At 70.7% G+C, this 21545-nt stretch carries 18 protein-coding genes and 1 pseudogene; 7 read left to right on the forward strand and 12 right to left on the reverse strand.

Annotation, left to right across the window (positions count from 1 at the left end):
- A pseudogene (locus AC32QD_RS08490) lies at positions 1–632 on the forward strand (hypothetical protein); the annotation flags it as partial.
- Between the two features lie 49 nt (positions 633–681).
- Here the strand turns inward: AC32QD_RS08490 and AC32QD_RS08495 are convergent.
- The 6 genes from AC32QD_RS08495 to AC32QD_RS08520 all read right to left on the reverse strand — a co-directional run bounded on the left by AC32QD_RS08495 (position 682) and on the right by AC32QD_RS08520 (position 7807).
- On the reverse strand, positions 682–1527 hold the full coding sequence (locus tag AC32QD_RS08495) for a 3-oxoadipate:acetyl-CoA acetyltransferase (RefSeq protein ID WP_492010058.1): 846 nt from the start codon (positions 1525–1527) through the stop codon (positions 682–684).
- Between the two features lie 10 nt (positions 1528–1537).
- Positions 1538–2149, reverse strand: coding sequence for a protocatechuate 3,4-dioxygenase subunit alpha (pcaG, locus tag AC32QD_RS08500; protein ID WP_492010059.1), 612 nt, complete (start codon positions 2147–2149; stop codon positions 1538–1540).
- Positions 2149–2874 (reverse strand): protocatechuate 3,4-dioxygenase subunit beta, encoded by a 726-nt coding sequence (gene pcaH / locus AC32QD_RS08505; protein ID WP_492010060.1) that lies wholly within the window; start codon positions 2872–2874, stop codon positions 2149–2151. The genes pcaG and pcaH overlap by 1 nt, the downstream gene beginning before the upstream one ends.
- A 205-nt stretch (positions 2875–3079) precedes the next feature.
- Entirely contained in the window at positions 3080–4255 is a 1176-nt protein-coding gene (locus AC32QD_RS08510) for an osmoprotectant NAGGN system M42 family peptidase (protein ID WP_492010061.1), read from the reverse strand.
- Between the two features lie 9 nt (positions 4256–4264).
- A complete protein-coding gene (ngg, locus tag AC32QD_RS08515) occupies positions 4265–6028 on the reverse strand; it encodes an N-acetylglutaminylglutamine synthetase (RefSeq protein ID WP_492010062.1) in 1764 nt (587 codons plus the stop codon).
- 3 nt (positions 6029–6031) lie between these two features.
- Positions 6032–7807 carry an N-acetylglutaminylglutamine amidotransferase gene (locus AC32QD_RS08520; protein ID WP_492010063.1) on the reverse strand — a complete coding sequence of 592 codons (1776 nt, stop codon included), beginning with the start codon at positions 7805–7807 and terminating at the stop codon, positions 6032–6034.
- Between the two features lie 99 nt (positions 7808–7906).
- On the opposite strand from AC32QD_RS08520, the gene AC32QD_RS08525 reads away from it, so the two are divergent.
- A complete protein-coding gene (locus AC32QD_RS08525; RefSeq protein ID WP_492010064.1) occupies positions 7907–8386 on the forward strand; it encodes a MarR family winged helix-turn-helix transcriptional regulator in 480 nt (159 codons plus the stop codon).
- A gap of 7 nt (positions 8387–8393) precedes the next feature.
- Here AC32QD_RS08525 and xsc read toward each other — a convergent pair whose 3' ends face one another.
- From xsc to pdxR, 3 genes are all read right to left on the reverse strand, one after another.
- Positions 8394–10166, reverse strand: coding sequence for a sulfoacetaldehyde acetyltransferase (gene xsc, locus AC32QD_RS08530; RefSeq protein WP_492010065.1), 1773 nt, complete (start codon positions 10164–10166; stop codon positions 8394–8396).
- A gap of 138 nt (positions 10167–10304) precedes the next feature.
- Positions 10305–10841, reverse strand: a complete 537-nt coding sequence (locus AC32QD_RS08535; RefSeq protein ID WP_492010066.1) for an HD domain-containing protein — start codon at positions 10839–10841, stop codon at positions 10305–10307.
- 12 nt (positions 10842–10853) lie between these two features.
- Positions 10854–12356, reverse strand: coding sequence for a MocR-like pyridoxine biosynthesis transcription factor PdxR (gene pdxR / locus AC32QD_RS08540; RefSeq protein WP_492010067.1), 1503 nt, complete (start codon positions 12354–12356; stop codon positions 10854–10856).
- 62 nt (positions 12357–12418) lie between these two features.
- On the opposite strand from pdxR, the gene aptA reads away from it, so the two are divergent.
- Together aptA and AC32QD_RS08550 are read left to right on the forward strand one after the other, a co-directional pair.
- Complete coding sequence (gene aptA, locus AC32QD_RS08545; protein ID WP_492010068.1) at positions 12419–13756, forward strand: omega-aminotransferase AptA; 1338 nt, start codon at positions 12419–12421, stop codon at positions 13754–13756.
- A complete protein-coding gene (locus AC32QD_RS08550; RefSeq protein ID WP_492010069.1) occupies positions 13756–14313 on the forward strand; it encodes a GNAT family N-acetyltransferase in 558 nt (185 codons plus the stop codon). Before aptA ends, AC32QD_RS08550 begins: the two co-directional genes overlap by 1 nt.
- A gap of 113 nt (positions 14314–14426) precedes the next feature.
- Here the strand turns inward: AC32QD_RS08550 and AC32QD_RS08555 are convergent, their stop codons facing one another.
- Positions 14427–15374, reverse strand: coding sequence for a phosphate acyltransferase (locus AC32QD_RS08555; protein ID WP_492010070.1), 948 nt, complete (start codon positions 15372–15374; stop codon positions 14427–14429).
- Positions 15375–15377: 3 nt separating this feature from the next.
- Between AC32QD_RS08555 and AC32QD_RS08560 the strand changes: the two genes are divergently transcribed.
- On the forward strand, positions 15378–16514 hold the full coding sequence (locus tag AC32QD_RS08560; RefSeq protein WP_492010071.1) for a citrate/2-methylcitrate synthase: 1137 nt from the start codon (positions 15378–15380) through the stop codon (positions 16512–16514).
- 131 nt (positions 16515–16645) lie between these two features.
- On the opposite strand, the gene AC32QD_RS08565 is transcribed toward AC32QD_RS08560, so the two are convergent.
- On the reverse strand, positions 16646–18652 hold the full coding sequence (locus AC32QD_RS08565) for a M3 family metallopeptidase (RefSeq protein WP_492010072.1): 2007 nt from the start codon (positions 18650–18652) through the stop codon (positions 16646–16648).
- Positions 18649–19287: a glutathione S-transferase family protein gene (locus AC32QD_RS08570; protein WP_492010073.1), complete on the reverse strand. Its 639-nt coding sequence runs from the start codon at positions 19285–19287 to the stop codon at positions 18649–18651. The genes AC32QD_RS08565 and AC32QD_RS08570 overlap by 4 nt, the downstream gene beginning before the upstream one ends.
- A gap of 115 nt (positions 19288–19402) precedes the next feature.
- On the opposite strand from AC32QD_RS08570, the gene AC32QD_RS08575 reads away from it, so the two are divergent.
- Both AC32QD_RS08575 and AC32QD_RS08580 read left to right on the forward strand, forming a co-directional pair.
- A complete protein-coding gene (locus tag AC32QD_RS08575) occupies positions 19403–20335 on the forward strand; it encodes an aspartate carbamoyltransferase catalytic subunit (protein ID WP_492010074.1) in 933 nt (310 codons plus the stop codon).
- Positions 20335–21545, forward strand: a 1211-nt coding sequence (locus tag AC32QD_RS08580) for an amidohydrolase family protein (RefSeq protein WP_492010075.1), incomplete at its 3' end; no start/stop codon positions are given. The genes AC32QD_RS08575 and AC32QD_RS08580, both read left to right, overlap by 1 nt.

A 21545-nucleotide genomic window follows, 5' to 3' on the forward strand; every position in this document is an offset into this window, starting at 1 on the left:
CCGCCTACGAGGCACGGCTCACCGGCTTCGTTGAGCGGGCGCTGGCCGATGCGGGCTTCACGCAAGCCTTCGAGCACGACGCGCGCCCTTTCATCGCCGCCGGAGCACGCAAGAGCCTGGTGCAGCTGGCCCTCAAGCTCCTGCTGCCCGGCATTCCGGACATCTATCAGGGCACCGCCTGGGCCGATCTCAGCCTGGTCGACCCCGACAACCGCCGGCCGGTAGACTTCGCCGCGCGCCAGGCGGCGCTGGAGAAGCGCGGCGCGGCCGACCCCTTCGACTCGGCGAGCATGAGCCTGATGCGCCGCCTGCTCGCGCTCCGGGCCGAGTTGCCCGACCTTTTCGCCGAGGGCGCCTATCGCCCGCTCGAAGTCAGCGCGGCGGACGGGCGCTATCTCGGCGCTGCGCGAACGCGGGCCGAAACGGCCGTGCTGGTCCTGGCCGAGCTCTCGGCGCCGGCCGCGCGGGCGCCCGGCACCCCGCGGTTCCGCTTGCCCGGCGCGTGGCAGGCTGCCCGCTTCGAGGCAGTCTGGCCGGATGCCCGCCCGCGCCGCAACGGCGCCACGCTTTCGCCCGAAGACGGTTTCACCGGCGCGCCGTTGCTGGTTCTGCGCGGCTCGGTCGCGACCTGAGCGGGCCGGGCAAAAGCCCCTCGTTTCGATAGACTCCCGCCGCCCCGGCTCAGGCCGCTGCGCGCAGCCCCAGGATATGCCGCGCCTCCTGCCACGAGGCCACCGGGCGCTCGTACTTCTCGCAAAGCTCGACGGCGCGGCGCACCAGCGCGGCGTTGGAAGGCGCCAGCGTGTCGCGGTCGATGCGGACGTTGTCCTCCAGCCCGGTGCGGGTGTGGCCGCCCGCCGCAATGGCCCATTCGTTCAGCCTGATCTGGCCCGCCGCGATGCCGGCGCCGCACCAGGTGGCCTCCGGCGCGATGCGTCGCACGGTGCGGACATAGAAGTCGAACACCTCGCGGTCGACCGGCATGGCGTTCTGCACGCCCATGACGAACTGGACGTGCAGCGGGCCCTTGAGCTTGCCCTCCTTCTGCATCTTCACGGCCTGGAAGATGTGGCTGAGGTCGAAGGCCTCGATCTCGGGCTTTATGTCGTATTTCAGCATCTCCTCGGCCAGCCAGTCCACGAGGTCCGGCGGGTTCTCGTAGACCCGGGTGGGGAAGTTGTTCGAGCCGACCGAGAGCGAGGCCATGTCGGGCCTGAGCGGCAGCATGCCGCCGCGCTCCCTGCCCGCGCCCGAGCGCCCGCCCGTGGACAGCTGGATGATCATGCCGGGGCAGTGCTTGCGAAGTCCCTCCATCAGCCGCGCGAACCGCTCTGGGTCCGAGGTGGGCGTGCCGTCCTCCTTGCGCACGTGGCAGTGCGCCAGGCTGGCGCCGGCCTCGAAGGATTCCTGGGTCGACTCGACCTGCTCGTCAATGGTGATCGGCACGGCCGGGTTGTTGGACTTTTGCGGCACCGAGCCGGTGATGGCGACGGCGATGATGCAGGGCTCGGACGAACGGTCGGACATGCAGGCTCCCTCAGATGTCGAAGAACACGGTCTCGGCCGGGCCGGCGAGATGGATGTCGAAGCGGTAGACCGCGCCCGCGGGCGCGGCGATCAGGGTCTGCCGGCGATGCGGCTCGACACGGGCGAGCACCGGGTCGGCTGCGTTGGCCGCCGCCTCGTCGGCGAAGTAAAGCCGGGTGTGCAGGCCGATGTTGATGCCGCGCGCCACCAGCCACATGGTCAGGTGCGGCGCCTGCAGCGCGCCGCCGGGCGCCGGCACCGGGCCGGGCTTGACCGTCTCGAAGCCGAAGCGGCCGGTGGCGAGATCGGGCACAACCCTGCCCCAGCCGGTAAACCCAGGCTCGACCTCGGCTGCGCGGGGATCCTCGGGGTGCGGGTAGCGGCCCTCGGCGTCGGCCTGCCACACGTCGATGACGGCGTCGCGAACTGGGGCGCCATCGGCGTCGTGGACCGTGCCCTCGATGCGGATGCGTGGGCCGCTCACGCCTCGGGCGGCGATGGTCTCGCCCGGCTGCGGCCCCTTGACCCGCAGGCCCGCGACGGCGGGGGCCAGGCCGATATGGACATAGGGGCCCGCGGTCTGCGAGGGGGTCTCCGCCAGATAGGGCAGCTTGGCGCGCATCAGCTGCCCTCCAGCCGGTTCTCGAACGGCGTGGCGCGGCGGCCCCTCAGCACGATGTCGAAGCGGTAGGCCAGCGCGTCGAAGGGCTCCGACGCCGGCATGTCCAGGGGCGCGACCAGGCGCTCGATGGCCGCCGCCTCGGGAATGGTGTTCACGATTGCGCAGCGCGGGATCAGCGGGTCGCCCTCGAAATACATCTGGGTGATCAGCCGCTGGCAGAAGGCATGGCCGAACAGCGAGAAGTGGATGTGCGCCGGGCGCCAGGTGTTCTGGCCGTTCGGCCAGGGATAAGCGCCGGGGCGAACGGTGCGGAACCGGTAGACGCCCTCGGCGTCGGTCAGCGTACGGCCCCAACCGCCGAAATTGGGGTCGAGGGCCGCCAGATACCCGTCGTTGACGTGGCGATAGCGGCCGCCGGCGTTGGCCTGCCAGACCTCGACCAGCGTGCCGGGGACGGGCCGGGCGTTCTCGTCGAGCACGCGGCCGTGCACCAGGATGCGCTCGCCGACCGGCGAGCCTTCGGTCGCGTAGTTGCGCAGCAGATCGTTGTCGAGCGGGCCCAGGTCGGGCGGCCCGAACACCGGGCCGGTGGTCTCCGACAGCGTCGGGGCGAGCGCGACCAGCGGGCGGCGCGGCGCGCGGGCGACCGAGGTCTTGTAGCCGGGCGTCAGCGCCGGCGGATGCTGGCCGCGGTCGCGCGGATAATAGTCGCCAAAGCCGGCCATCCGTAGTCCTCCTCGGCACCGAAACTGCGTCGGATCCGGTGCCGCGGCAAGCCCGGCTTTGCCGGGCCGGACGGGGTCACGGCGGGCACCGGAGGCTGGCCGCGCCGGCTGTGCACAGTGCACAAACACGCAACTCGTTGATTTTGCTATGCTTTTAAAATGAACCGCATGCGCACGCGCCAACAGGGGCGCCCGGTCCGCGCCCTCAGCCCTTGACCGGGCGCTTGTGCGTGCCGGGCTCGGCCTCGGGCGACAGGCGCTGGTCGGCCTCCTCCATCGGCTGGCTGGTGAAACCCTCGAGCCCGGCGGTCGCCTCGGCGTCGCGGGCGATCGCGATCGAGCTGGTGCCATAGGCGGTGACCAGCTCGGCCAGCGAGCGCAGCGCGTGCATGTGGATGCGCTCGTAGCCATGCGAGGCGTCGATGCCGAAGCAGGCCAGCGCCGTGCGCACGTCGGCCCCCGCCTCGATCGCCGAGGCGGAATCCGAGCGGTAGTAGCGGAACACGTCCTTTTGGAAGCGGATGTCGTGCTCGCGGCACAGATCGACGAGCTTGCGCGACAGGTGCCAGTCGAACGGACCGGTCTGGTCGGCCATGGAGATGGTCACGCCGAACTCGTCGGAGTTCTGCCCGGGCGCGGTGGTGCCGTTGTCGATGGTGACCATGGCCGCCACGTCATGGGCCAGGATCGACGAGGCGCCGTGGCCGATCTCCTCGGAGATGGTGAACAGCCAGAAGAGGTCGACCGGCGGCGTCTCGCCCGATTCCACCAATGCCTTGATGGCGGCCAGCATCACCGCCGCGCCGGCCTTGTCGTCGAGATGGCGCGAGACGATGAAGCCGTTGTCGAGGAACTCGGGCTGCGGGTCGATGGCGACGATGTCGCCCACGTCGATGCCAAGCCGGCGCAGGTCCTTCTCGCCATAGGACCAGGCGTCGATGCGCAACTCGACATACTGCCAGCCGGTCGGCTGGGTATCGACCTCCTGGTTGAAGGTATGGCCCGACGCCTTCAGCGGCAGGATCGTGCCGCGATAGGCGCCGCGGTCGCTGAACACGGTGGCGCGCGCGCCTTCGGCGAAGCGCGCGGACCAGTGGCCGATGGAGACCAGCTCGAGCCGGCCGTTCGGCTTGAGCGCCTTGACCTGCGCGCCCAGCGTGTCGAGATGGCTGACGATGGCGCGGGCGGGCTGGCGCTCGGCCCCGGCCATGCGGGCGCGGATGGCACCGCGGCGCGTCAGCTCGACCTCGAGGCCGAGCCGCTCGAGTTCCTCCGAGACGTGGCGCACCACCACGTCGGTGTAGCCCGAGGGGCTGGGGATCTCGAGCAGCCGCTCCAGCCGGTCCTGCAGATAGGGGATGTCGATGTTCAGACGGGGCATGCCTTCCCTTTATTGCGTCGCCATGCGGGCGGAGGCCGGAACCGAAAGCGGGAACAAGAGGTCGATGAAGCGCTCGGCGGTCGGCTGCGGCTCGTGGTTGGCCAGCCCGGGGCGCTCGTTCGCCTCGATGAAGGCATAGTCGGGCTCGCGCGGGCTGCGGATGACGAAGTCGACGCCGGTCACGGGGATCCCGATCGCCCGCGCCGCGTCGACCGCTGCCTTGATCAGGGTGGGATGCGTCTCCTCGGTCACGTCGTGGATCGTGCCCCCGGTGTGCAGGTTGGCGGTCTTGCGCACCGCCATTTCCTTGCCGTCCTCGAGCACGTCGTCAAGCCGGTAGCCGGCGCCGTGCAGGCAGCGCTCGGTCTCGGCGTCGAGCGGGATGCGGCTCTCGCCGCCGGTGGCGGCGGCGCGGCGGCGGCTTTGCGCCTCGATCAGCTTGCGCACCGTGTTGACGCCGTCGCCGATGATACGCGCGGGGCGGCGCACGGCGGCGGCGACCACCTTGTAATCGATCACGATCAGGCGCAGGTCGTCGCCCTCGACCATCTCCTCGATGACCACGCGGTCCGAGATTCTCTGTGCCTCGGCGAGCGCGGCCTCGATCTCGGCGGGCGTGGTCAGGCCGACCGAGACGCCGCGGCCCTGCTCGCCGCGGGCGGGCTTCACCACCACCGCGCCGTGGCGTTCGAGGAAGGCGGCGATGGCCTTCTCGTCCCCGGCGTCGACCTGCTCGGGCACGCGCACGCCGGCGCGCGCGACCACGCGCCGGGTCACCGCCTTGTCGTCGCAGATCGACATCGCGACCGCCGAGGTCAGCTCGCTCAGCGACTCGCGGCAGTGGATCGAGCGGCCCCCCTGGGTGAGCCGGAAGAAGCCGCCCTCGGCATCGGTGACCTCGACATGGATGCCGCGCCGGCGGGCCTCGTTGACGATGATCTCGGCGTAAGGGTTGAGCGCCTCGCCGGTGGTGGGGCCAGTGAACAGCGCCTCGTTGATCGGGTTGCGCCGCTTCACCGCGAAGAACGGCATGCGGCGGAAGCCGAGCTTCTCGTAAAGCCCGATCGCCTCGGCGTTGTCGTGCAGCACCGAGAGGTCCATGTAGGCGGCGCCGCGCGCGGCGAAGTGCTCGGCGAGGCGCCGCACCAGCGCCTCGCCCACCCCGGGGCGCGCCGCCTGCGGGCTGACCGCGAGGCACCACAGCGACGAACCGCGCTCGGGGTCGGAGAAGACATGGTGGTGATCGACCCCGGTGACCGAGCCGATCACCGCGCCGGTCTCGTCATCCTCGGCCACCAGCACGGTGACCTCGCGCGAATCGCGCTCGGACCAGAAGAAGTCGGGGCGCACCGCGACCATGCCGCGCGCGTCGTAGATCACGTTCACCGCCTCGGCGTCGGTCCGGGTCGAGAGCCGGCGGATGAAGAAGCCGCGGTTCTTGCGCCGCGACGCGCGGTAGGTCGCGAGATCAAGCCGGTAGGAATGCGAGGGATCGAGGAACAGCTCCTGAGGTGCTGCTGCAAGAACGACGTGTGGGTCCTTGACATAGAAGGCAATATCGCGCTGATCCGGGCGCTCACTGCGCATCTCCTCGGCAAGCGTCTTGGCGCTTTCGAAGGTCTGGGCGAACAGGATGCGGCCCCAGCCGCAATGCACCACGGCATTAGTCCTGGGCGGCGCGGCCTCGCCGGTGGCCGGCTTCAGCTCGCTCTCGCGCATCCTGCGCAGACGGTGCTCGACGGCGCCCCGGCGGCGCCTTTCCTGCGCGGCCATTGCTCAGATCCCCTGCGACTGCAGCCACATCTCCAGGAGCGCCAGTTGCCACAACTCGGAGCCCCTGAGCGGCGTGATGTGCTCGTCCGGCGCGGCGAACAGCGTCTCGAGGTAGTCCTGGCGGAACAGGCCGCGGCTACGGGCGTCCTCGCTGCCCAGCGCACCACGCACCATATCGAGATAGGGCCCCCGGATGTATTTCAAAGCCGGCACCGGGAAGTAGCCCTTGGGCCGGTCGATCACCTCGGACGGGACCACCCGCCGCGCCGCCTCCTTCAAAACGCCCTTGCCGCCGTGGCTGAGCTTGTGCCTGGGCGGCATGCGGGCCGCCAGTTCCACCAGCTCGTGGTCGAGGAAGGGCACGCGCGCCTCCAGCCCCCAGGCCATGGTGTGGTTGTCGACCCGCTTCACCGGGTCCTCGACCAGCATCACGCCGGTGTCGATCCTCAGCGCCTTGTCCACCGCGTCGTCGGCGCCGGGCATGGCAAAGTGCCGCTCGACGAAGGCGACGGCCTCGTCGCGCTCGGCGAGGTAGTCCGGATTAAGGTGCTGCGCCAGCGTCTCGCGCGAGCGGTCGAAGAAGGCGGCGGCGTAGTCGGCGACGGGGGCGTTGGAATCCTTGAGCTTCGGATACCAGTGATAGCCGGCGAAGACCTCGTCGGCCCCCTGCCCCGACTGCACCACCTTGATCTTCTTGGCCACCTCGCGGCTGAGCAGATAGAAGCCGATGTTGTCGTAGCTAACCATCGGCTCCGACATGGCGTGGATGGCGCCGGGCAGGGTCTCGCGCATCTCCTCGCCGGCGATGAAGATCTTGTGGTGGTCGGTGCTGAAGTGGCGCGCGATCAGGTCGGAGTACTGGAACTCGTCGCCCTTCTCCTCGTTCGCGGCCTCAAAGCCGATGGAGAAGGTGGCCAGCCCCTCCTGCCCCTGCTCGGCCAGGAGCCCGACGATGACCGAGGAGTCCACGCCGCCCGAGAGCAGCACGCCGACCGGCACGTCGGCCACCATGCGCCGGCGCACGGCGGTGCGCAGCGCGTCAAGCGTCAGGTCGCACCATTCCTCGAACGGGCGCTCGGCATCCTCGGGTGTGCGGGCGTAGCTCAGGCGCCAGTACTCGCGGTCGGTATGGGTGCCGTCGGGCTCGATGGTGCGCATGGTTGCGGGGGGCAGCTTGCGCACGCCCTTGAGGATCGTGCGCGGCGCGGGCACCACGGCGTGGAAGCTCATGTAGTGGGCGAGCGCGACGCGGTCGATTTCGGTGTCAACGCCGCCCGCCGCCAGCAGCGCCGGCAGGGTCGAGGCGAAGCGCAGGCAGCCCTCGCCCTCGGCATAGTAGAGCGGCTTGATGCCGAAGCGGTCGCGGCAAAACGTGACGCGGCCGGTCTCGCGCTCGTGCAGCGCGAAGGCGAACATGCCGTGGAAGCGGTTGACGCAGTCCGGGCCCCACTCGGCCCAGGCCTTGAGGATCACCTCGGTGTCGCTGTGCGAGGCGAAGTTATAGCCCTTGGCGGCCAGGTCGCGCCGCAGCTCGGGATAATTGTAGATGCAGCCGTTGAAGGCGATGGTCAGCCCCAGCGCCGTGTCGACGAAGGGCTGCGCCCCCTTCTCGCTCAGGTCGATGATGCTGAGGCGGCGGTGGCCGAAGCCGACCCGCCCGCGCGTGACGATGCCGCAGTCGTCGGGGCCGCGCGGGGCGAGCGAATCGGCCATGCGCTCGATGCGCGTGCCCGAGGCGGGGCGGCCATCGAAGGTGATCTCTCCGCAGATGCCACACATGGGGCGTCAGGTGCTCCCCTCTCGATTCGTTTGCATCGGTTCGATTAGCACGCTAATCATTTGGTTTCAAATGATCCGGGCTCGAACGAATCAGGGACGATGACCGGCGACCGCGACGAGGCCACCCGCATGTTCAAGGCGATCCGGCGGATCGCCCATGCGGTCGATCTGCGCTCCAGCGCGCTCGCCCGCATGACGGGGCTGACGATCCCGCAGATCGTGGTGCTTGCCAGCGTGCGCGAGCTCGGCGAGGTGACCACGCGCGAGGTCTCGAGGGCCGCCGACATGAGCGCCGCGACGGTGGTGGCGATCCTCGACAAGCTGGAGGCGAAGCGGCTGGTCGAGCGCTACCGCTCCACTGTCGACCGGCGCATCGTGCACACGCGCCTGACCGCCGAGGGCGCCGCCGTTCTGGCCGCGGCGCCGCCGGCGCTCGACGCGCCATTCTGCAGCGCGCTGAAACGGCTGCCCGGCAACGAGCGCAGCCAACTGATCTCGGCGCTAGAGACCATCGCCGACATGATGGACGGGCAGATGGCCTCGCTGCCCGCTCAGGAGAGCGGCGCGGGTCCGAGCTGACCCGCCGTCAGGCGCCCTTCTGCGGCCGCATGTCGCCGGGATTGATGCCCGCGACCACCGTCGGCTTCTTCATGGCGTCGCGGCGGAAGGGCTCGCCCAGCTCCTGGTTCAGGATCACCTCGATGAAGGTGGTGACGCCCTCCGATTGCGCGCGGCAGGCGGCAGCCAGCGCCTCGGTCAGCTCTTCCTGAGTGCCCACGCTCACGCCCCTCAGGCCGCAGGCCTCGGCGACGCGGGCATAGGACAGGTGGGGGTTGAGCTCGGTGCCGACGAAGTTGTCGTCATACCACAGCGTGGTGTTCCGCTTCTCCGCCCCCCACTGATAGTTGCGGAAGATCACCATGGTGATGGCCGGCCATTCCTCGCGCCCGATCGAGCTCATCTCGTTCATCGAGATGCCGAAGGCGCCGTCGCCCGCAAACCCCACCACCGGCACGTCGGGGCAGCCGATCTTGGCGCCGACGATCGCGGGGAAGCCATAGCCGCAGGGCCCGAACATGCCTGGCGCCAGGTATTTCCGGCCCGCCTCGAAGGTCGGGTAGGCGTTGCCGATGGCGCAGTTGTTGCCGATGTCGGTGGAGATGATCGCATCGCCGGGCAGCGCCGCCTGGATCGCCCGCCAGGCCTGGCGCGGCGACAGGCGGTCGGGCTCGCGCTTGCGGGCGCGCTGGTTCCAGCTGGTGCCGGGGTCGTCGACCTCGTGGTCCATCGAGGACAGCTCCTGCACCCAGGCCGAGCGGGCGCGGTGGATCATGCCCTCGCGCGCCTCGCGCCCCTGCCCCGCCTTGGGGCCCAGCGCCTCGCTGAGGCGCCGCGCCACCGGCCCGGCGTCGCCCACGATGCCGACGCTCACCGGCTTGGTCAGCCCGATCCGGTCGGGGTTGATGTCGACCTGGATCACCTTGGCCTGCGTCGGCCAGTAGTCGATGCCGTAGCCGGGCAGGGTCGAGAACGGGTTCAGCCGCGTGCCAAGCGCCAGCACCACGTCGGCCTGCGAGATCAGCTCCATCGCCGCCTTGGAGCCGTTATAGCCCAGCGGCCCCACGGCCAGCGGGTGTGAGCCCGGGAAGCTGTCGTTGTGCTGGTAGCTCGAGCAGACCGGGGACCCCAGCCGCTCGGCCAGGGCCACGCAGTCCGGGATGGCGTTGCCGAGCACGACGCCGGCGCCCGAGAGGATCACGGGGAACCGGGCCTCCGACAGCAGCTTGGCCGCCGCCACGATGGCCTCCTCGCCGCCCGCGGGGCGCTCGAAGCGCACCGCCTGCGGCAGCGCGACGTCGATCACCTGGGTCCACAGATCGCGCGGCACGTTGATCTGCGCCGGCGCCGAGCGGCGCCAGGCGTTGAGGATCACCCGGTTCAGCACCTCCGCAATCCGGGTCGGGTCGCGCACCTCCTCCTGGTAGCAGATGAAGCGGGCGAACATCGCCATCTGCTCGGCCTCCTGGAAGCCGCCCTGGCGGATGGTCTTGTTGCCGGTCTGCGGCGTGACCAGCAGCATCGGCGTGTGGTTCCAGTAGGCGGTGGCAACGGAGGTGACGAAGCCGGTGACGCCGGGGCCGTTCTGGCCGATCGCCATGGCCATCTTGCCCGTGGCCCGCGTATAGCCGTCGGCCATGATTCCGCCATTGGATTCGTGGGCCACGTCCCAAAACGTGATGCCGGCCCCGGGGAACAGGTCCGAGATCGGCATGAAGGCCGAGCCGATGATGCCGAAGGCGTGCTCGATGCCATGCATCTGAAGCACTTTCACAAAGGCTTCTTCCGTGGTCATCTTCATGGCGGCGTTTCCTTTTTTGCTCGCGCGGGCACGCGGCGCCGGGCCGCACGGGGCGGTCGGGTCGAGCCTAGCGGATCGCGCAGGGGGCCTTTAGCTCCAGTTGACCGCGATCGGGGTGCCAGCGCGGCGCGGGCGCGCTCAGGCGTGGTGCGCCCGCAGCGCCGCAAGCGCGGCGTCGAGCTCGCGCTCTAACTGTGCGTTGACACCCCTGAGCCCCGCGGCGACGCGCTCGGCCCAGTCGGCGTATTGCAACTGGATCTCCACGGGCCAGTCCGGCGGACTGGCGACCAGGGCGCACAGGTTCGAGGCCTTGTCGGCCAGCTTGAGCATCTTGGCGCGCGCGGACTTGGCCGGCGCGTTGGCGACCTGGAGTTCCTTGCGCACATCCTTCTCGAGGCTTTTGTCGTCGGTGACCTCGGCCACCAACGCAGCGATGTCGGGGCCGAAGGCGATCTCCAGCTCCTCGCGGGTCACCGGCGTGTCCTCGATGGTGTCGTGCAACAGCGCCGCCGCGACCAGGCTGGCGTCGTCGCCCGCGGTCGCCTCGGCCACCCGCCGGGCCACATCGGCCAGGTGGTTGACGTAGGGCTCGGCCGCCGCGCCCTTGCGGCGCTGGGGCGTGTGGCTCTGGCAGGCGAAATCGAAGGCGCGGGCCAGCAGGACGACATCGGACATGAGGGCGGCTCCTCAGCGGACGGACTGGTCGATCGCGGTGCGCAGCCGGCGGATTCCCTCGCCGATCCGCTCGGCCGGGATCGAGGAGAACCCGAGGCGGAAGCGGCGGCGGCCATGCTCGGGGTCGGGATAGAACGGAATGCCGGGCTCGATCAGGACGCCCTTGGACAGCGTGCGCCGCGACAGCGCCTGCGAGTCGAGCCCCTCGGGCCCGCTCAGCCAGAAGCTGGAGCCGCCGAAGCCCGGCACCTGCGCCCAGCCCGGCAGGTGCTCGTCGAGCGCCCTGCTCATCACCTGCCAGCGCTCGCGGTAGACCCGGTGGATGCGCCGCACCAGCACGTCGTAATGGCCATTGGCCAGGAACAGCGCCGCCGCGCGCTGGTTGTTGCCCGGCGGGTGGCGCAGCATCAGCCGGCGCAGCGAGCGCAGCTCGGCCACGATTGCCTCGTCGGCCACCAGGTAGCCCAACCTGAGCCCCGGCATCAGCGACTTCGACAGCGAGCCCACATGGATCACCCGCCCGTCCTCGTCGAGCGACTTCAGCGCCGGCAGCGGCGCGCCCATATAGTTGGTCTCGGCCTCGTAGTCGTCCTCGACCACGATGAAATCGTGCGCCCGCGCCGCGGCCAGCAGCGCCTTGCGCCGCGCCAGCGGCATGGTCACCGTGGTCGGCGCCTGGTGGCTGGGCGTGCAGAACACGATGCCCGCGCCCTCGAGCCGCCCGTCCACCGGCAGGCCGGCCCGGTCCACCGGCAGGGGCACGACATGCTCGGTGCGCAGGCCCAGCATGTAGCGCACGTCGGCATAGCCGGGGCACTCGCACACCGCCCGGGTGCGCGGGCTTACCAGCAGCGCCGCGATCATGTAGAGCGCGTTCTGCGCCCCGAGCGTCACCAGGATCTGCCCGGGCCGGGCGGAAATTCCCCGGCGCGGCAGGATGCGTCGGGCAATCTCCTCGATCAGGTGCGGATCGTCCTCGGTATAGCGGTCGAAGGTCCAGGCATCCAGCCAGCGCTTGCCCATGGCCTGGCGCACGCAGTCGCGCCACTCGCCGATCGGGAAGATCGAATGGTCGACCTGGCCGAAGACGAAGGGAAAGGGGAACTCGTACCAGTTGCGCGGCCGGCGGATGAAGCGCTGCGCATGCATGTGCTTGGCCAGCCGCGGGGTCCAGTCCACCCTGCCCGGCGATGGCCCGGGAACCGGCGCAGGCGGCGGCGCCGCCATGCCGTCGGCCGCCTGCGCGTCGACATAGAAGCCGCTGCGCTCGCGGGCCACCAGGAAGCCCTCGGCGACCAGCGCCTGGTAGGCCAGCGTCACGGTATTGCGCGACACGCCCAGCCGCTCGGCCATCGCCCGCGTCGAGGGCACCGGCTCGCCGGCCACCAGCTGGCCGCCCGAGATCGCCGCCATCAGGATCTCGCGGATCTGGGCCTGCAGCGTGGCCGGCTTCGATCGTTCCAGATGGTAGAGCGCGTCGCGCACGTGGTCTGGCCCTTCGGCTGCTTCTGGCACTATTATGGAGCCAGCCTATTCCCCTAGGCTATAGCCAATCAACATGATCCGAGGACCGTCCGATGCACGACCTGGATGTGAGCGGCGCGGTGCGCGCCAACTCGCTCGAAGAACACTGGATGCCCTTCACGGCGAACCGCGAGTTCAAGGAGAACCCGCGCCTGATCGTCAAGGGTGAGGGCGTCTACTACACCGATCACAAGGGCGGCAAGGTGATCGACGGCTCCTCGGCGCTGTTCTGCTCGCCCGCCGGGCACGGCCGGCGCGAGATCGCTGAGGCGGTGCACAAGCAGCTCCTGACGAACTCCTACTCGGCGCCCTTCCAGCTTGGCCATCCGGGCCAGTTCGAGCTGGCGCGCAAGGTGGCCGCGCTGCTGCCCGAGCCGATGAACCACGTGTTCTTCGTCAACTCGGGGTCGGAGTCGATCGACACCGCGTTGAAGGTCGTGATGGCCTACCACCGCGCCCGCGGGCAGAGCCAGCGCCTGCGCTTCGTCTCCCGCGAGCGGGCCTATCACGGCGTCAACATGGGCGGCGTCTCGCTCTCGGGCATGGTGAAGAACCGCGAGACCTTCCCCGCGGTGATGCCCAACGTGGTCATGCTGCGCCACACCTTCACCGGGCGCGAGCTGTTCTGCGAGGGCCGGCCGCAGGAGGGGGGCGTCGAGCTCGCCAACGACCTGCAGCGCTTCTGCGAGACCTATGGCGGCGCCACCATCGCCGCCGTCTTTGTCGAGCCGGTGGCGGGCTCCACCGGCTGCCTGGTGCCACCGGTCGGCTATCTCGAGCGGCTGCGCGAGATCTGCGACCAGCACGGCATCCTGCTGGTCTTCGACGAGGTCATCACCGGCTTCGGCCGGCTCGGCACGCCGTTTGCCAGCCAGCTGTTCGGCATCACGCCGGACATCTGCACCATGGCCAAGGCGCTGACCAACGGCTGCATCCCGATGGGCGCGGTCGGCGTCAGGGACGAGATCTACGAGACCGTGACCAATGCCTCGCCGCAGAACGCCATCGAGTTCTTCCACGGCTATACCTATTCCGGCCACCCGGCGGCCTGCGCGGCGGGCATCGCCACGCTCGAGATCTACGAGCGCGAGGGCCTGTTCGAGAAGGCCGCCGAGCTGGCGCCCTACTTCGCCGAGGCCGCGATGTCGCTGAAGGACCACGCGCTGGTCAGGGACATCCGCACCATCGGCATGATGTCGGGCATCGAGCTCCACCCGGGCGCGGCACCGGGCGTGCGCGGCACCGAATTCCAGAAGGCCCTGTTCTGGAACGGCTGCCACGTCAAGTTCACGGGGGATACGGGCATCATCGCCCCGCCCTTCGTGGCCGAGCGGCGCCATGTGGACGAGATCATCGAGAAGTTCCGCAAGACGCTCGACGCGATCGCCTGATGGCAGGGGCGGCGCTGCCCGTCCTCGAGACGGCGCGGCTTCGGCTCAGGCCCCGCACGCTCGACGACCTCGAGAACTGCGTCCGGCTCGACCGCGAGCCGGGGACGCTGCGCCATGTCGACTGGCCGCTGGCGCGTGGCGGCTGGGACGACGAGGCCGCACACCGCGCCTTTATCCGCGCGCGCACGCTGCACCCCTACCCCGGCGGTCTCGGCTACTGGGTGGTCGCCCGGCGCGAGGCGCCCGACACGTTCCTGGGCTGGGTCCTGCTCATCCCCGAGGATGCGCACGGGCCCGAGGTCGAGATCGGCTGGCGCCTGATGCGCGCCGCACGCGGCAAGGGCTACGCCACCGAGGCGGCCACCGCCCTGCTGCGCCACGGCTTCGAGACACTCGGCCTCGCCCGGGTCATCGCCGACATGTACCGTGCCAACGCCGCGTCGATGGCGGTGGCCCGCAAGCTGGGGATGCGGCCGAACGACGACCCCGCGCGGACCAACGCCGACCACGTGCTGTGGGTGCTCGACCGGGCGGACTGGCTCGCGGCCCGTGCGTAAACGGCGCGCCCGGGGGACAGAATCCATTAACCATGTTCGGCGTCCAAAACGGGAATCCTTTTGAATCAGATGGTTGACCCCCCGTCCCCATTTGGACACGGGTCGGCGGGGCGTCAGCCCATCGCCAGCGTCACCACGGCGACGGCCACGATGTCCTCGACCGTGGCGCCGCGCGAGAGGTCGGCGACCGGCCGGGCGAAGCCCTGCATGAGCGGGCCGATGGCCTGTGCCCCGGCCAGCTCCTGCACCAGCTTGTAGGCGATGTTGCCCGAATCGAGGTCGGGGAAGACCAGCACGTTGGCTCGCCCGGCCACCGGCCCCTCGGCGCCCTTTTTCGCGGCGATGGCGGCGTTCAGCGCGGTATCGGCCTGAAACTCGCCGTCGATGGCCAGCTCGGGCGCGGCGGCGCGGGCCAGCCGGACCGCCTCGGCGACCTTCTCGACGTCCGCGCCCGTCCCCGAGCCCCGGGTCGAATAGGACAGCAGCGCCACCCGCGCCTCGCCCATGAGCCGCTCGGCGGAGCGGCCCGAGGCCACGGCGATGGCGGCGAGCTCGGCGGCCGTCGGCGCGACGTTCAGCGCGCAGTCGGCAAAGACCAGCGCCCGGCCGGGCAGCGCCATCAGGAAGAAGCTCGACGGCGTGGCCACGCCCTCGGCCAGCCCCACCGTCATCATTCCGGCCTCGATCACTCGCCGCGTCGGGTTGGCCGCGCCGGCGACCATCGCCGCCGCCTCGCCCGCCGCCACCAGCGCGCCGCCGAAATAGAGCGGCCTGGCCAGGAGCCGCTCCGCCATGCCCGGCGTCGTCCGGGCCCGCTGGCCGGCCACCAGCACGACCAGCGAGTCGTGGCGCGGATCGGTGGCGGGGTCGATGGTCTCGCAGCCCGGCGCTTCGGCGCCGATCAGCACGGGACGCGCCAGCCCCTCGGCCGCCAGCCGCTCGGCGGCGGCGCGGATTCGGGGGTCGCCGCCCTCTGGCAACACGACTGGGCGCAAATTGGCCCGTGCAGCCTCGCGACATTTCGCTAGAATCTGCATTCTCAGCCCCTCATGGAGACCCATCTGATGACCGAGACCGAGATCAAGATCAATCGCGGGCTGAAGGGCGTCTACTTCGAACGCTCGGGCGTCAGCGAGATCGACGGCCAGAAGGGCGAGCTGCGCTACCGCGGCTACTCGATCCACGACCTCGCGCAGCGCTCGAACTTCGAGGAGACCGCCTATCTGCTCTTGTTCGGCGAGCTGCCGACCAGGCCCGAGCTCGGCGCCTTCACCGAGCGCCTGCGCGCCGCGCGCGAGCTGCCCGGCGAGGTGATCGACATCATTCGAAAGGTCCAGGCCGCGCACCCCATGGACGTGCTGCGCACCGCTGTCTCGGCGCTTTCCGCCTTCACGCCGGGGGCGCGCGAGAAGTCGCACGAGGCGATGGTGGACCAGATCGTCCGCCTGACCGCGCAGGCGCCGATGATCGTGGCCGCGCACGACCGCATCCGCAAGGGCCACGAGCCGGTGGCGCCGGACCCGGCGCTGGGCCACGCCGCCAACTGGCTGTGGATGCTGAAGGGCGAGCGGCCGTCTCAGAACGCCGCGCACCTCTCCGACGTCGACTTCATCCTGCACGCCGAGCACGGCAGCAACGCCTCGTCCTTCGCCGCCCGCGTGGTGATCGGCACCGAGGCGACGCTCTATGCCGCCATCACCGCGGCGATCGCGGCGCTCTCGGGCCCCGCCCATGGCGGCGCGGCCGAGGACGTGATGAAGATGGCCCGCGAGATCGGCGAACCGGAACGCGCCGCCGACTATGTCGCCGCCAAGCGCAAGGCGCGCGAGGCGGTGACCGGCTTCGGCCACCGGGTCTATCGCGCCGAGGACCCCCGCGCCCGGCACATGCGCGAGGGCGTCGAGCGGCTGGGCGAGGAGATGGGCGAGCCCAAGTGGTACCAGATCCTGCAGGCGGTGGTGGAGGCGATGAAGCCCTACGCCCGGCTGGGCGTGAACGTGAACGTCGATTTCTACGCCGGGGTGGTCTATCACCTGCACGGCATCCCGACCGACCTGTTCGTGCCGATCTTCGCGCTGGGCCGCATCCCCGGCTGGGGCGTGCAGTGCATCGAGCAGGCCGAGCGCAACATCCTGCTCAGGCCGCTGACCCTCTATGACGGACCGCCGCCCAGGGACTACGTGGCCATCGAGGAGCGGTGAGCAGACGGGTGTCCACGCGTGGACACATGGTCAAGTCATTGACTTCAATGGTAGATCACATTTGTGATGTCAAGTAGGGCGGGCTTCAGCCCGCCACCCGGGTGCGGTCGAATAGCGGGCTGAAACCCGCCCTACGCCAGCCCCCGCTCCGCGAGCAGCGGCCCGACGCCGGGCAGGCTGCCGCGGAAGGCGGTGTAGGCCGCGTCGGGTTCCTGCCGGGCGCCGGCGCTCAGCACGTGGCGGGCCAAGCGCGCGGCGGTCTCGGAATCGAAGGGGTCGCCGGTCTCCTCGAAGGCGCGGAACGCGTCGGCCACCATCACGTCGGCCCAGAGATAGCTGTAATAGCCCGCAGCATAGCCCTCGCCGGCGAAGACGTGCTGGAAATGCGGCGTGCGGTGGCGCATGGCGATGGCGCGCGGCATGTCGATGCGGGCGAGCACCTCGGCCTCGAAGGCGCGGGCGTCGAATCTGCCCGGATCGGCCAGCGCGTGCATCTCGAGATCGACCTGGGCGGAGGCGAGGTACTCCACGGTGGCAAAGCCCTGGTTGAAGGTCTCCGCCGCCTTCAGCCGCTCGATCAGGTCGGCGGGCATGGGCGCGCCGGTGCGGTGGTGGCGGGCGTGGCTGGCCAGCACCTCGGGCACACTGAGCCAGTGCTCGTAGAGCTGGCTGGGCAGCTCGACGAAGTCGCGCGCAACGGATGTGCCCGAGATGAACGGATAGGTCACGTCGGACATCAGCGCGTGCAACGCGTGGCCGAACTCGTGGAACAGGGTCCGCGCGTCGTCCCAGCCCAGAAGCGGCGGGTCGCCGGGCGCAATGGTGAGCGTGTTCATCACCACGGGCCGGCCGGGCTGCCACAGCTTTTGCTGGCGGCGCAGCCCGCTCGACCAGGCGCCCGAGCGCTTCGACGGCCGGGCGAAGTAGTCGCCCACGAAGAGGCCGAGATGGGCGCCGTCGGGGCCGGTGACCTCCCAGGCGCGGGCATCCGCGTGGTGCAGGGCCAGGCCCTCGACGGCCCGAAACGACAGGCCGAACAGGCGGCCGGCAACGTCGAAGGCGGCGGCGATGACGTAGTCGAGCGCGAGATAGGGCTCGACCTCGCCCTCGGCGATGCGGTGGCGGCGCTGGCGCAGCTTCTCGGCGTAGAAGCGCCAGTCCCAGGGCGCGAGGTCGATATTGGTGCCCCCCTCCGCAGCCAGCGCGGCAAGGTCGGCGGCCTCCTCGCCGGCGCGGCGGCGCGCCGGGGCCCAGACGGCGTCGATCAGCTCGCGCACCCGCGCAGGCGCCTTGGCCATCTGATCATGCAGCCGATAGGCGGCGAAGCTGTCGAAGCCGAGCAGTTGCGCGCGCTCGGCCCTCAGCCCGATCATCTCCTCGACCAGCGGCCAGTTGGTCTGCTCGCCGCGGCCGACCCAGGCGCGCCAGGCCCGCTCGCGCAGGTCGCGCCGGGCCGAGAAGGTGAGGAACGGCTCGACCGAGGACCGCGCCAGCGTGATGGCATGCGCGCCCTCGTGCCCGCGCGCCCCGGCCTCGCACGCCGCGGCGGCGACCAGGAATTCCGGCAGTCCGGCGACGTCGTCCGGGCCCAGCATCATCGCCCAGTCCCGCTCGTCGGCCAGCACGTTCTGCGCGAACGCGGTGCCGAGCTCGGCCAGGCGGTGCATGATCGCGGCCATGCGCTCGCGCGCCGGGCCCTCGAGCTGCGCCCCGGCCTTGACGAACATGCGCCGGTAGTGCTCCAGCGCCCTGCCCTGCTCGGGCTCCAGCCCGTCGGCGGTCTCGAGCACCGCCTCGAGCCGCTTGAACAGCCGCGGGTCCATCAGGATGGCGCTGCGGTGGCGCGCCAGCCTGGGCGTGACCTGGCGCTCGATCTCCTGCAGCGCGTCGCTGGTGTGCGAGCTGCACAGGTTGAAGAAGACCGCCGCCACGCGGTCGAGCGGGCGGCCGGCCCGCTCCATCGCCTCGACGGTGTTGGCGAAGTCCGCCGGCGCGGGGGTCGTGGCGATGGCCTCGATCTCGGCCCGGTGCTCGGCCATCGCCGCCTCGAAGGCGGGCGGGAAATGCGCCGGCTCGATGCGCGCGAAGGGCGGCAGGCCGAAGGGCCCGTCCCAGGCGCCGAGGAGGGGGTTGGTCATCGCTTGCCTGGCATCGCGGTGGAGGGGCGCTCCTTCATGCGCGCGTGCCAGGCGCGCAGGCCGGAGTATTCCTGAGGCACGTCGTAGCGGATGACGCGGAGGAAATCGACGGCGACGATGGCGGTGACATCGGCGATGGTCAGCCGGTCGGCGGCGATCCAGTCGCGCCCGGCGAGCCGCCCATCGAGCTCGCCGAGGCGGCCGTGCAGCCGGCCACGATTGACCTCGCCCCAGTCGGCGCACTGGTCCTCGAGCACGGCAAGGTGCGGGTTGGTGTGGCGAAAGCAGGCGGTAACGGTGGCGAACAGGCGCAGCTCGACCAGGCGCTGCCACATCTCGATCTCGACCCCGTCCATGACGTCGCGGCCGAGCATGTTGGGCTCGGGCCTGAGCGCCTCGAGATAGCGGCAGATCGCCACCGACTCGGCGATCACCCGGCCGTCCGAGAGCTCGAGCGCGGGCACCTGCGGTGTGCCGATGCGGGCGAGGTAGTCGGCGGTCTTGTGCTCGCCCTCCATCAGGTTGATCTCGGTGCGCGGGATCTCGAGCCCCTTCTCGGCGAGGAAGATGTCGACGCGACGCGGATTGGGAGCACGCGACTGGGTGTAGAGGCGGACCGGCTGGGGCAGGCTCATGGGGATCCTCCGCTGCAAAACACCCAGAACCTAGGCCGGCCGGCGGGCCCCGCCAAGCCCGCTTGCCCGCTGCCGCCTCGGCCCCTATAAGGCGGCGGAGCGCAGGGGGAATGCCATGTTCGGCCACCGCCACCTTCTCGGCATCGAGCAGCTCTCGGCGGCGGATATTCTGGAAATCCTCGATCTCGCGGACAGTTACGTCGAGATCAACCGCCAGTCCGACAAGCATGTCGAGAAGCTGCGCGGGCGCACCCAGATCAACCTGTTCTTCGAGGCCTCGACGCGCACACAGGCGAGCTTCGAGCTGGCGGGCAAGCGGCTGGGCGCCGACGTGATGAACATGGCGGTGCAGTCGAGCTCGGTGCGCAAGGGCGAGACGCTGATCGACACGGCGCTGACGCTCAATGCCATGCACCCGGACCTGCTGGTGGTGCGGCACCATTCCTCGGGCGCGGTGGCGCTGCTCGCCGAGAAGGTCAACTGCGCCGTGCTCAACGGCGGCGACGGGCGGCACGAGCACCCGACGCAGGCGCTGCTCGACGCGCTGACCATCCGGCGGCGGAAAGGACGGCTGCAACGCCTGACCGTGGCGATCTGCGGCGATATCGCCAATTCCCGGGTGGCGCGCTCGAACATCCTGTGCCTGAACGCGCTGGAGAACCGGGTGCGGGTGATCGCGCCGCCGACGCTGCTGCCCTCGGGCATCGAGCGCTTCGGGGTCGAGGTGTTCACCGACATGGAGGAGGGGCTCAAGGGCTGCGACGTGGTGATGATGCTGCGCATCCAGAACGAGCGGCTGGCGGGCGCGGCGATCCCCTCGACGCGCGAATACTTCCATCGCTGGGGGCTGACCGCGGAGAAGCTGGCGGCGGCCAAACCCGAGGCCATCGTCATGCATCCCGGCCCGATGAACCGCGGCGTGGAGATCGACGCCGAGGTGGCCGACGACATCAACCGCTCGGTGATCCAGGAGCAGGTGGAGATGGGCGTCGCGGTGCGCATGGCGGTGCTGGAGCTCCTGGCGCAGAACCTGGGGGGGAACCGCTGATGGCGGCGCCCTTGCACTTCCTCAACGCCCGCCTGATCGAACCCGGGACGGGCTATGACGGGCCCGGCGCGCTGCGCGTCCGCGACGGCGTGATCGAGGAGGTGCATCGCGGCGCCCCGCCCGTGCCCGGCGAGGGCGAGTCGGTCGACTGCCACGGCCTGCCGCTGGCGCCCGGCATCGTGGACATGCGCGTCTTCGTCGGCGAGCCCGGGGCGCGCCACCGCGAGAGCTTCCGCTCGGCCGCCGCGGCCGCCGCCGCGGGCGGGGTGACCACCTTCGTCGCCCAGCCCGCCACCGAGCCACCGCTCGACGACCCGGCGCTGGTGCAGTTCGTGCTGGCGCGCGCCCGCGAGGTGTCGCCCGTGCGCGTGCTCGCCATGGGGGCGCTGACGCGCGGGCTGAAGGGCGCGGAGATGACCGAGCAGCACTTCCTGCTCGCCGCCGGCGCCGTGGCGCTGACCGACGCCGACCATGTGCTCGCCGACTCCGGACTGATGCGCGCCTGCATGGCCTATGCCACGGGGACCGGCGCGCTGGTCGTGCATCACCCGCAGGAGGCCGCGCTTCCGGCGGGGACCTGCGCCACCTCGGGCGAGTTCGCCTCGCGGCTCGGCCTGCCCTCGGTGCCGGCGCTGGCCGAGCGGATCGGGCTCGAGCGCGATCTGGCGCTGGCCGAGATCACCGGCTGCCGCTACCACGCCGACACCCTTTCGACCGCGGCCGCGCTCGCCCCGCTTGCCCGCGCCCGCGCCGCCGGTCAGCCGGTCACGGCCGCCACCTCGATCCACCACCTGACGCTGAACGAGTTCGACGTCGCGGACTACCGCACCTTCTTCAAGCTGGACCCTCCGCTGCGCGCGGAAGCCGACCGCGAGGCCACGGTCGAGGCGGTGGCGGACGGGCTCATCGACGCGATCGTCTCCTCGCACCTGCCCTGGGACGAGGAGGCCAAGCGCCTGCCCTTCGAGGAGGCGGCCACCGGAGCGGTGGGGCTGGAGACCTTCCTGCCCGCCTGCCTGCGGCTGGTCCACGGCGAGAGGCTGTCGCTCCTGCGCCTGTTCGAGGCAGCGTCGCTGGCGCCTTCGCGCCTGCTCGGCCTGCCGACGGGGCGGCTCGCGCCCGGCGCGCCGGCCGACCTGGTGCTGTTCGACCCCGACGCGCCCTTCGTGCTCGACCGCTTCACGCTCAGGGCCAAGTCGAAGAACACGCC

The organism is Thermohalobaculum sp., from assembly GCF_058622915.1.

Bases quoted from the DNA above. Each gene is read 5' to 3' on its own strand.
- AC32QD_RS08495 (WP_492010058.1), bottom strand. From the start codon at position 1,527: ATGTCCGACCGTTCGTCCGAGCCCTGCATCATCGCCGTCGCCATCACC.
- pcaG (WP_492010059.1), bottom strand. From the start codon at position 2,149: ATGCGCGCCAAGCTGCCCTATCTGGCGGAGACCCCCTCGCAGACCGCG.
- pcaH (WP_492010060.1), bottom strand. From the start codon at position 2,874: ATGGCCGGCTTTGGCGACTATTATCCGCGCGACCGCGGCCAGCATCCG.
- AC32QD_RS08510 (WP_492010061.1), bottom strand. From the start codon at position 4,255: ATGCCCCGTCTGAACATCGACATCCCCTATCTGCAGGACCGGCTGGAG.
- ngg (WP_492010062.1), bottom strand. From the start codon at position 6,028: ATGGCCGCGCAGGAAAGGCGCCGCCGGGGCGCCGTCGAGCACCGTCTG.
- AC32QD_RS08520 (WP_492010063.1), bottom strand. From the start codon at position 7,807: ATGTGTGGCATCTGCGGAGAGATCACCTTCGATGGCCGCCCCGCCTCG.
- AC32QD_RS08525 (WP_492010064.1), top strand. From the start codon at position 7,907: ATGACCGGCGACCGCGACGAGGCCACCCGCATGTTCAAGGCGATCCGG.
- xsc (WP_492010065.1), bottom strand. From the start codon at position 10,166: ATGAAGATGACCACGGAAGAAGCCTTTGTGAAAGTGCTTCAGATGCAT.
- AC32QD_RS08535 (WP_492010066.1), bottom strand. From the start codon at position 10,841: ATGTCCGATGTCGTCCTGCTGGCCCGCGCCTTCGATTTCGCCTGCCAG.
- aptA (WP_492010068.1), top strand. From the start codon at position 12,419: ATGCACGACCTGGATGTGAGCGGCGCGGTGCGCGCCAACTCGCTCGAA.
- AC32QD_RS08550 (WP_492010069.1), top strand. From the start codon at position 13,756: ATGGCAGGGGCGGCGCTGCCCGTCCTCGAGACGGCGCGGCTTCGGCTC.
- AC32QD_RS08555 (WP_492010070.1), bottom strand. From the start codon at position 15,374: ATGGGTCTCCATGAGGGGCTGAGAATGCAGATTCTAGCGAAATGTCGC.
- AC32QD_RS08560 (WP_492010071.1), top strand. From the start codon at position 15,378: ATGACCGAGACCGAGATCAAGATCAATCGCGGGCTGAAGGGCGTCTAC.
- AC32QD_RS08565 (WP_492010072.1), bottom strand. From the start codon at position 18,652: ATGACCAACCCCCTCCTCGGCGCCTGGGACGGGCCCTTCGGCCTGCCG.
- AC32QD_RS08570 (WP_492010073.1), bottom strand. From the start codon at position 19,287: ATGAGCCTGCCCCAGCCGGTCCGCCTCTACACCCAGTCGCGTGCTCCC.
- AC32QD_RS08575 (WP_492010074.1), top strand. From the start codon at position 19,403: ATGTTCGGCCACCGCCACCTTCTCGGCATCGAGCAGCTCTCGGCGGCG.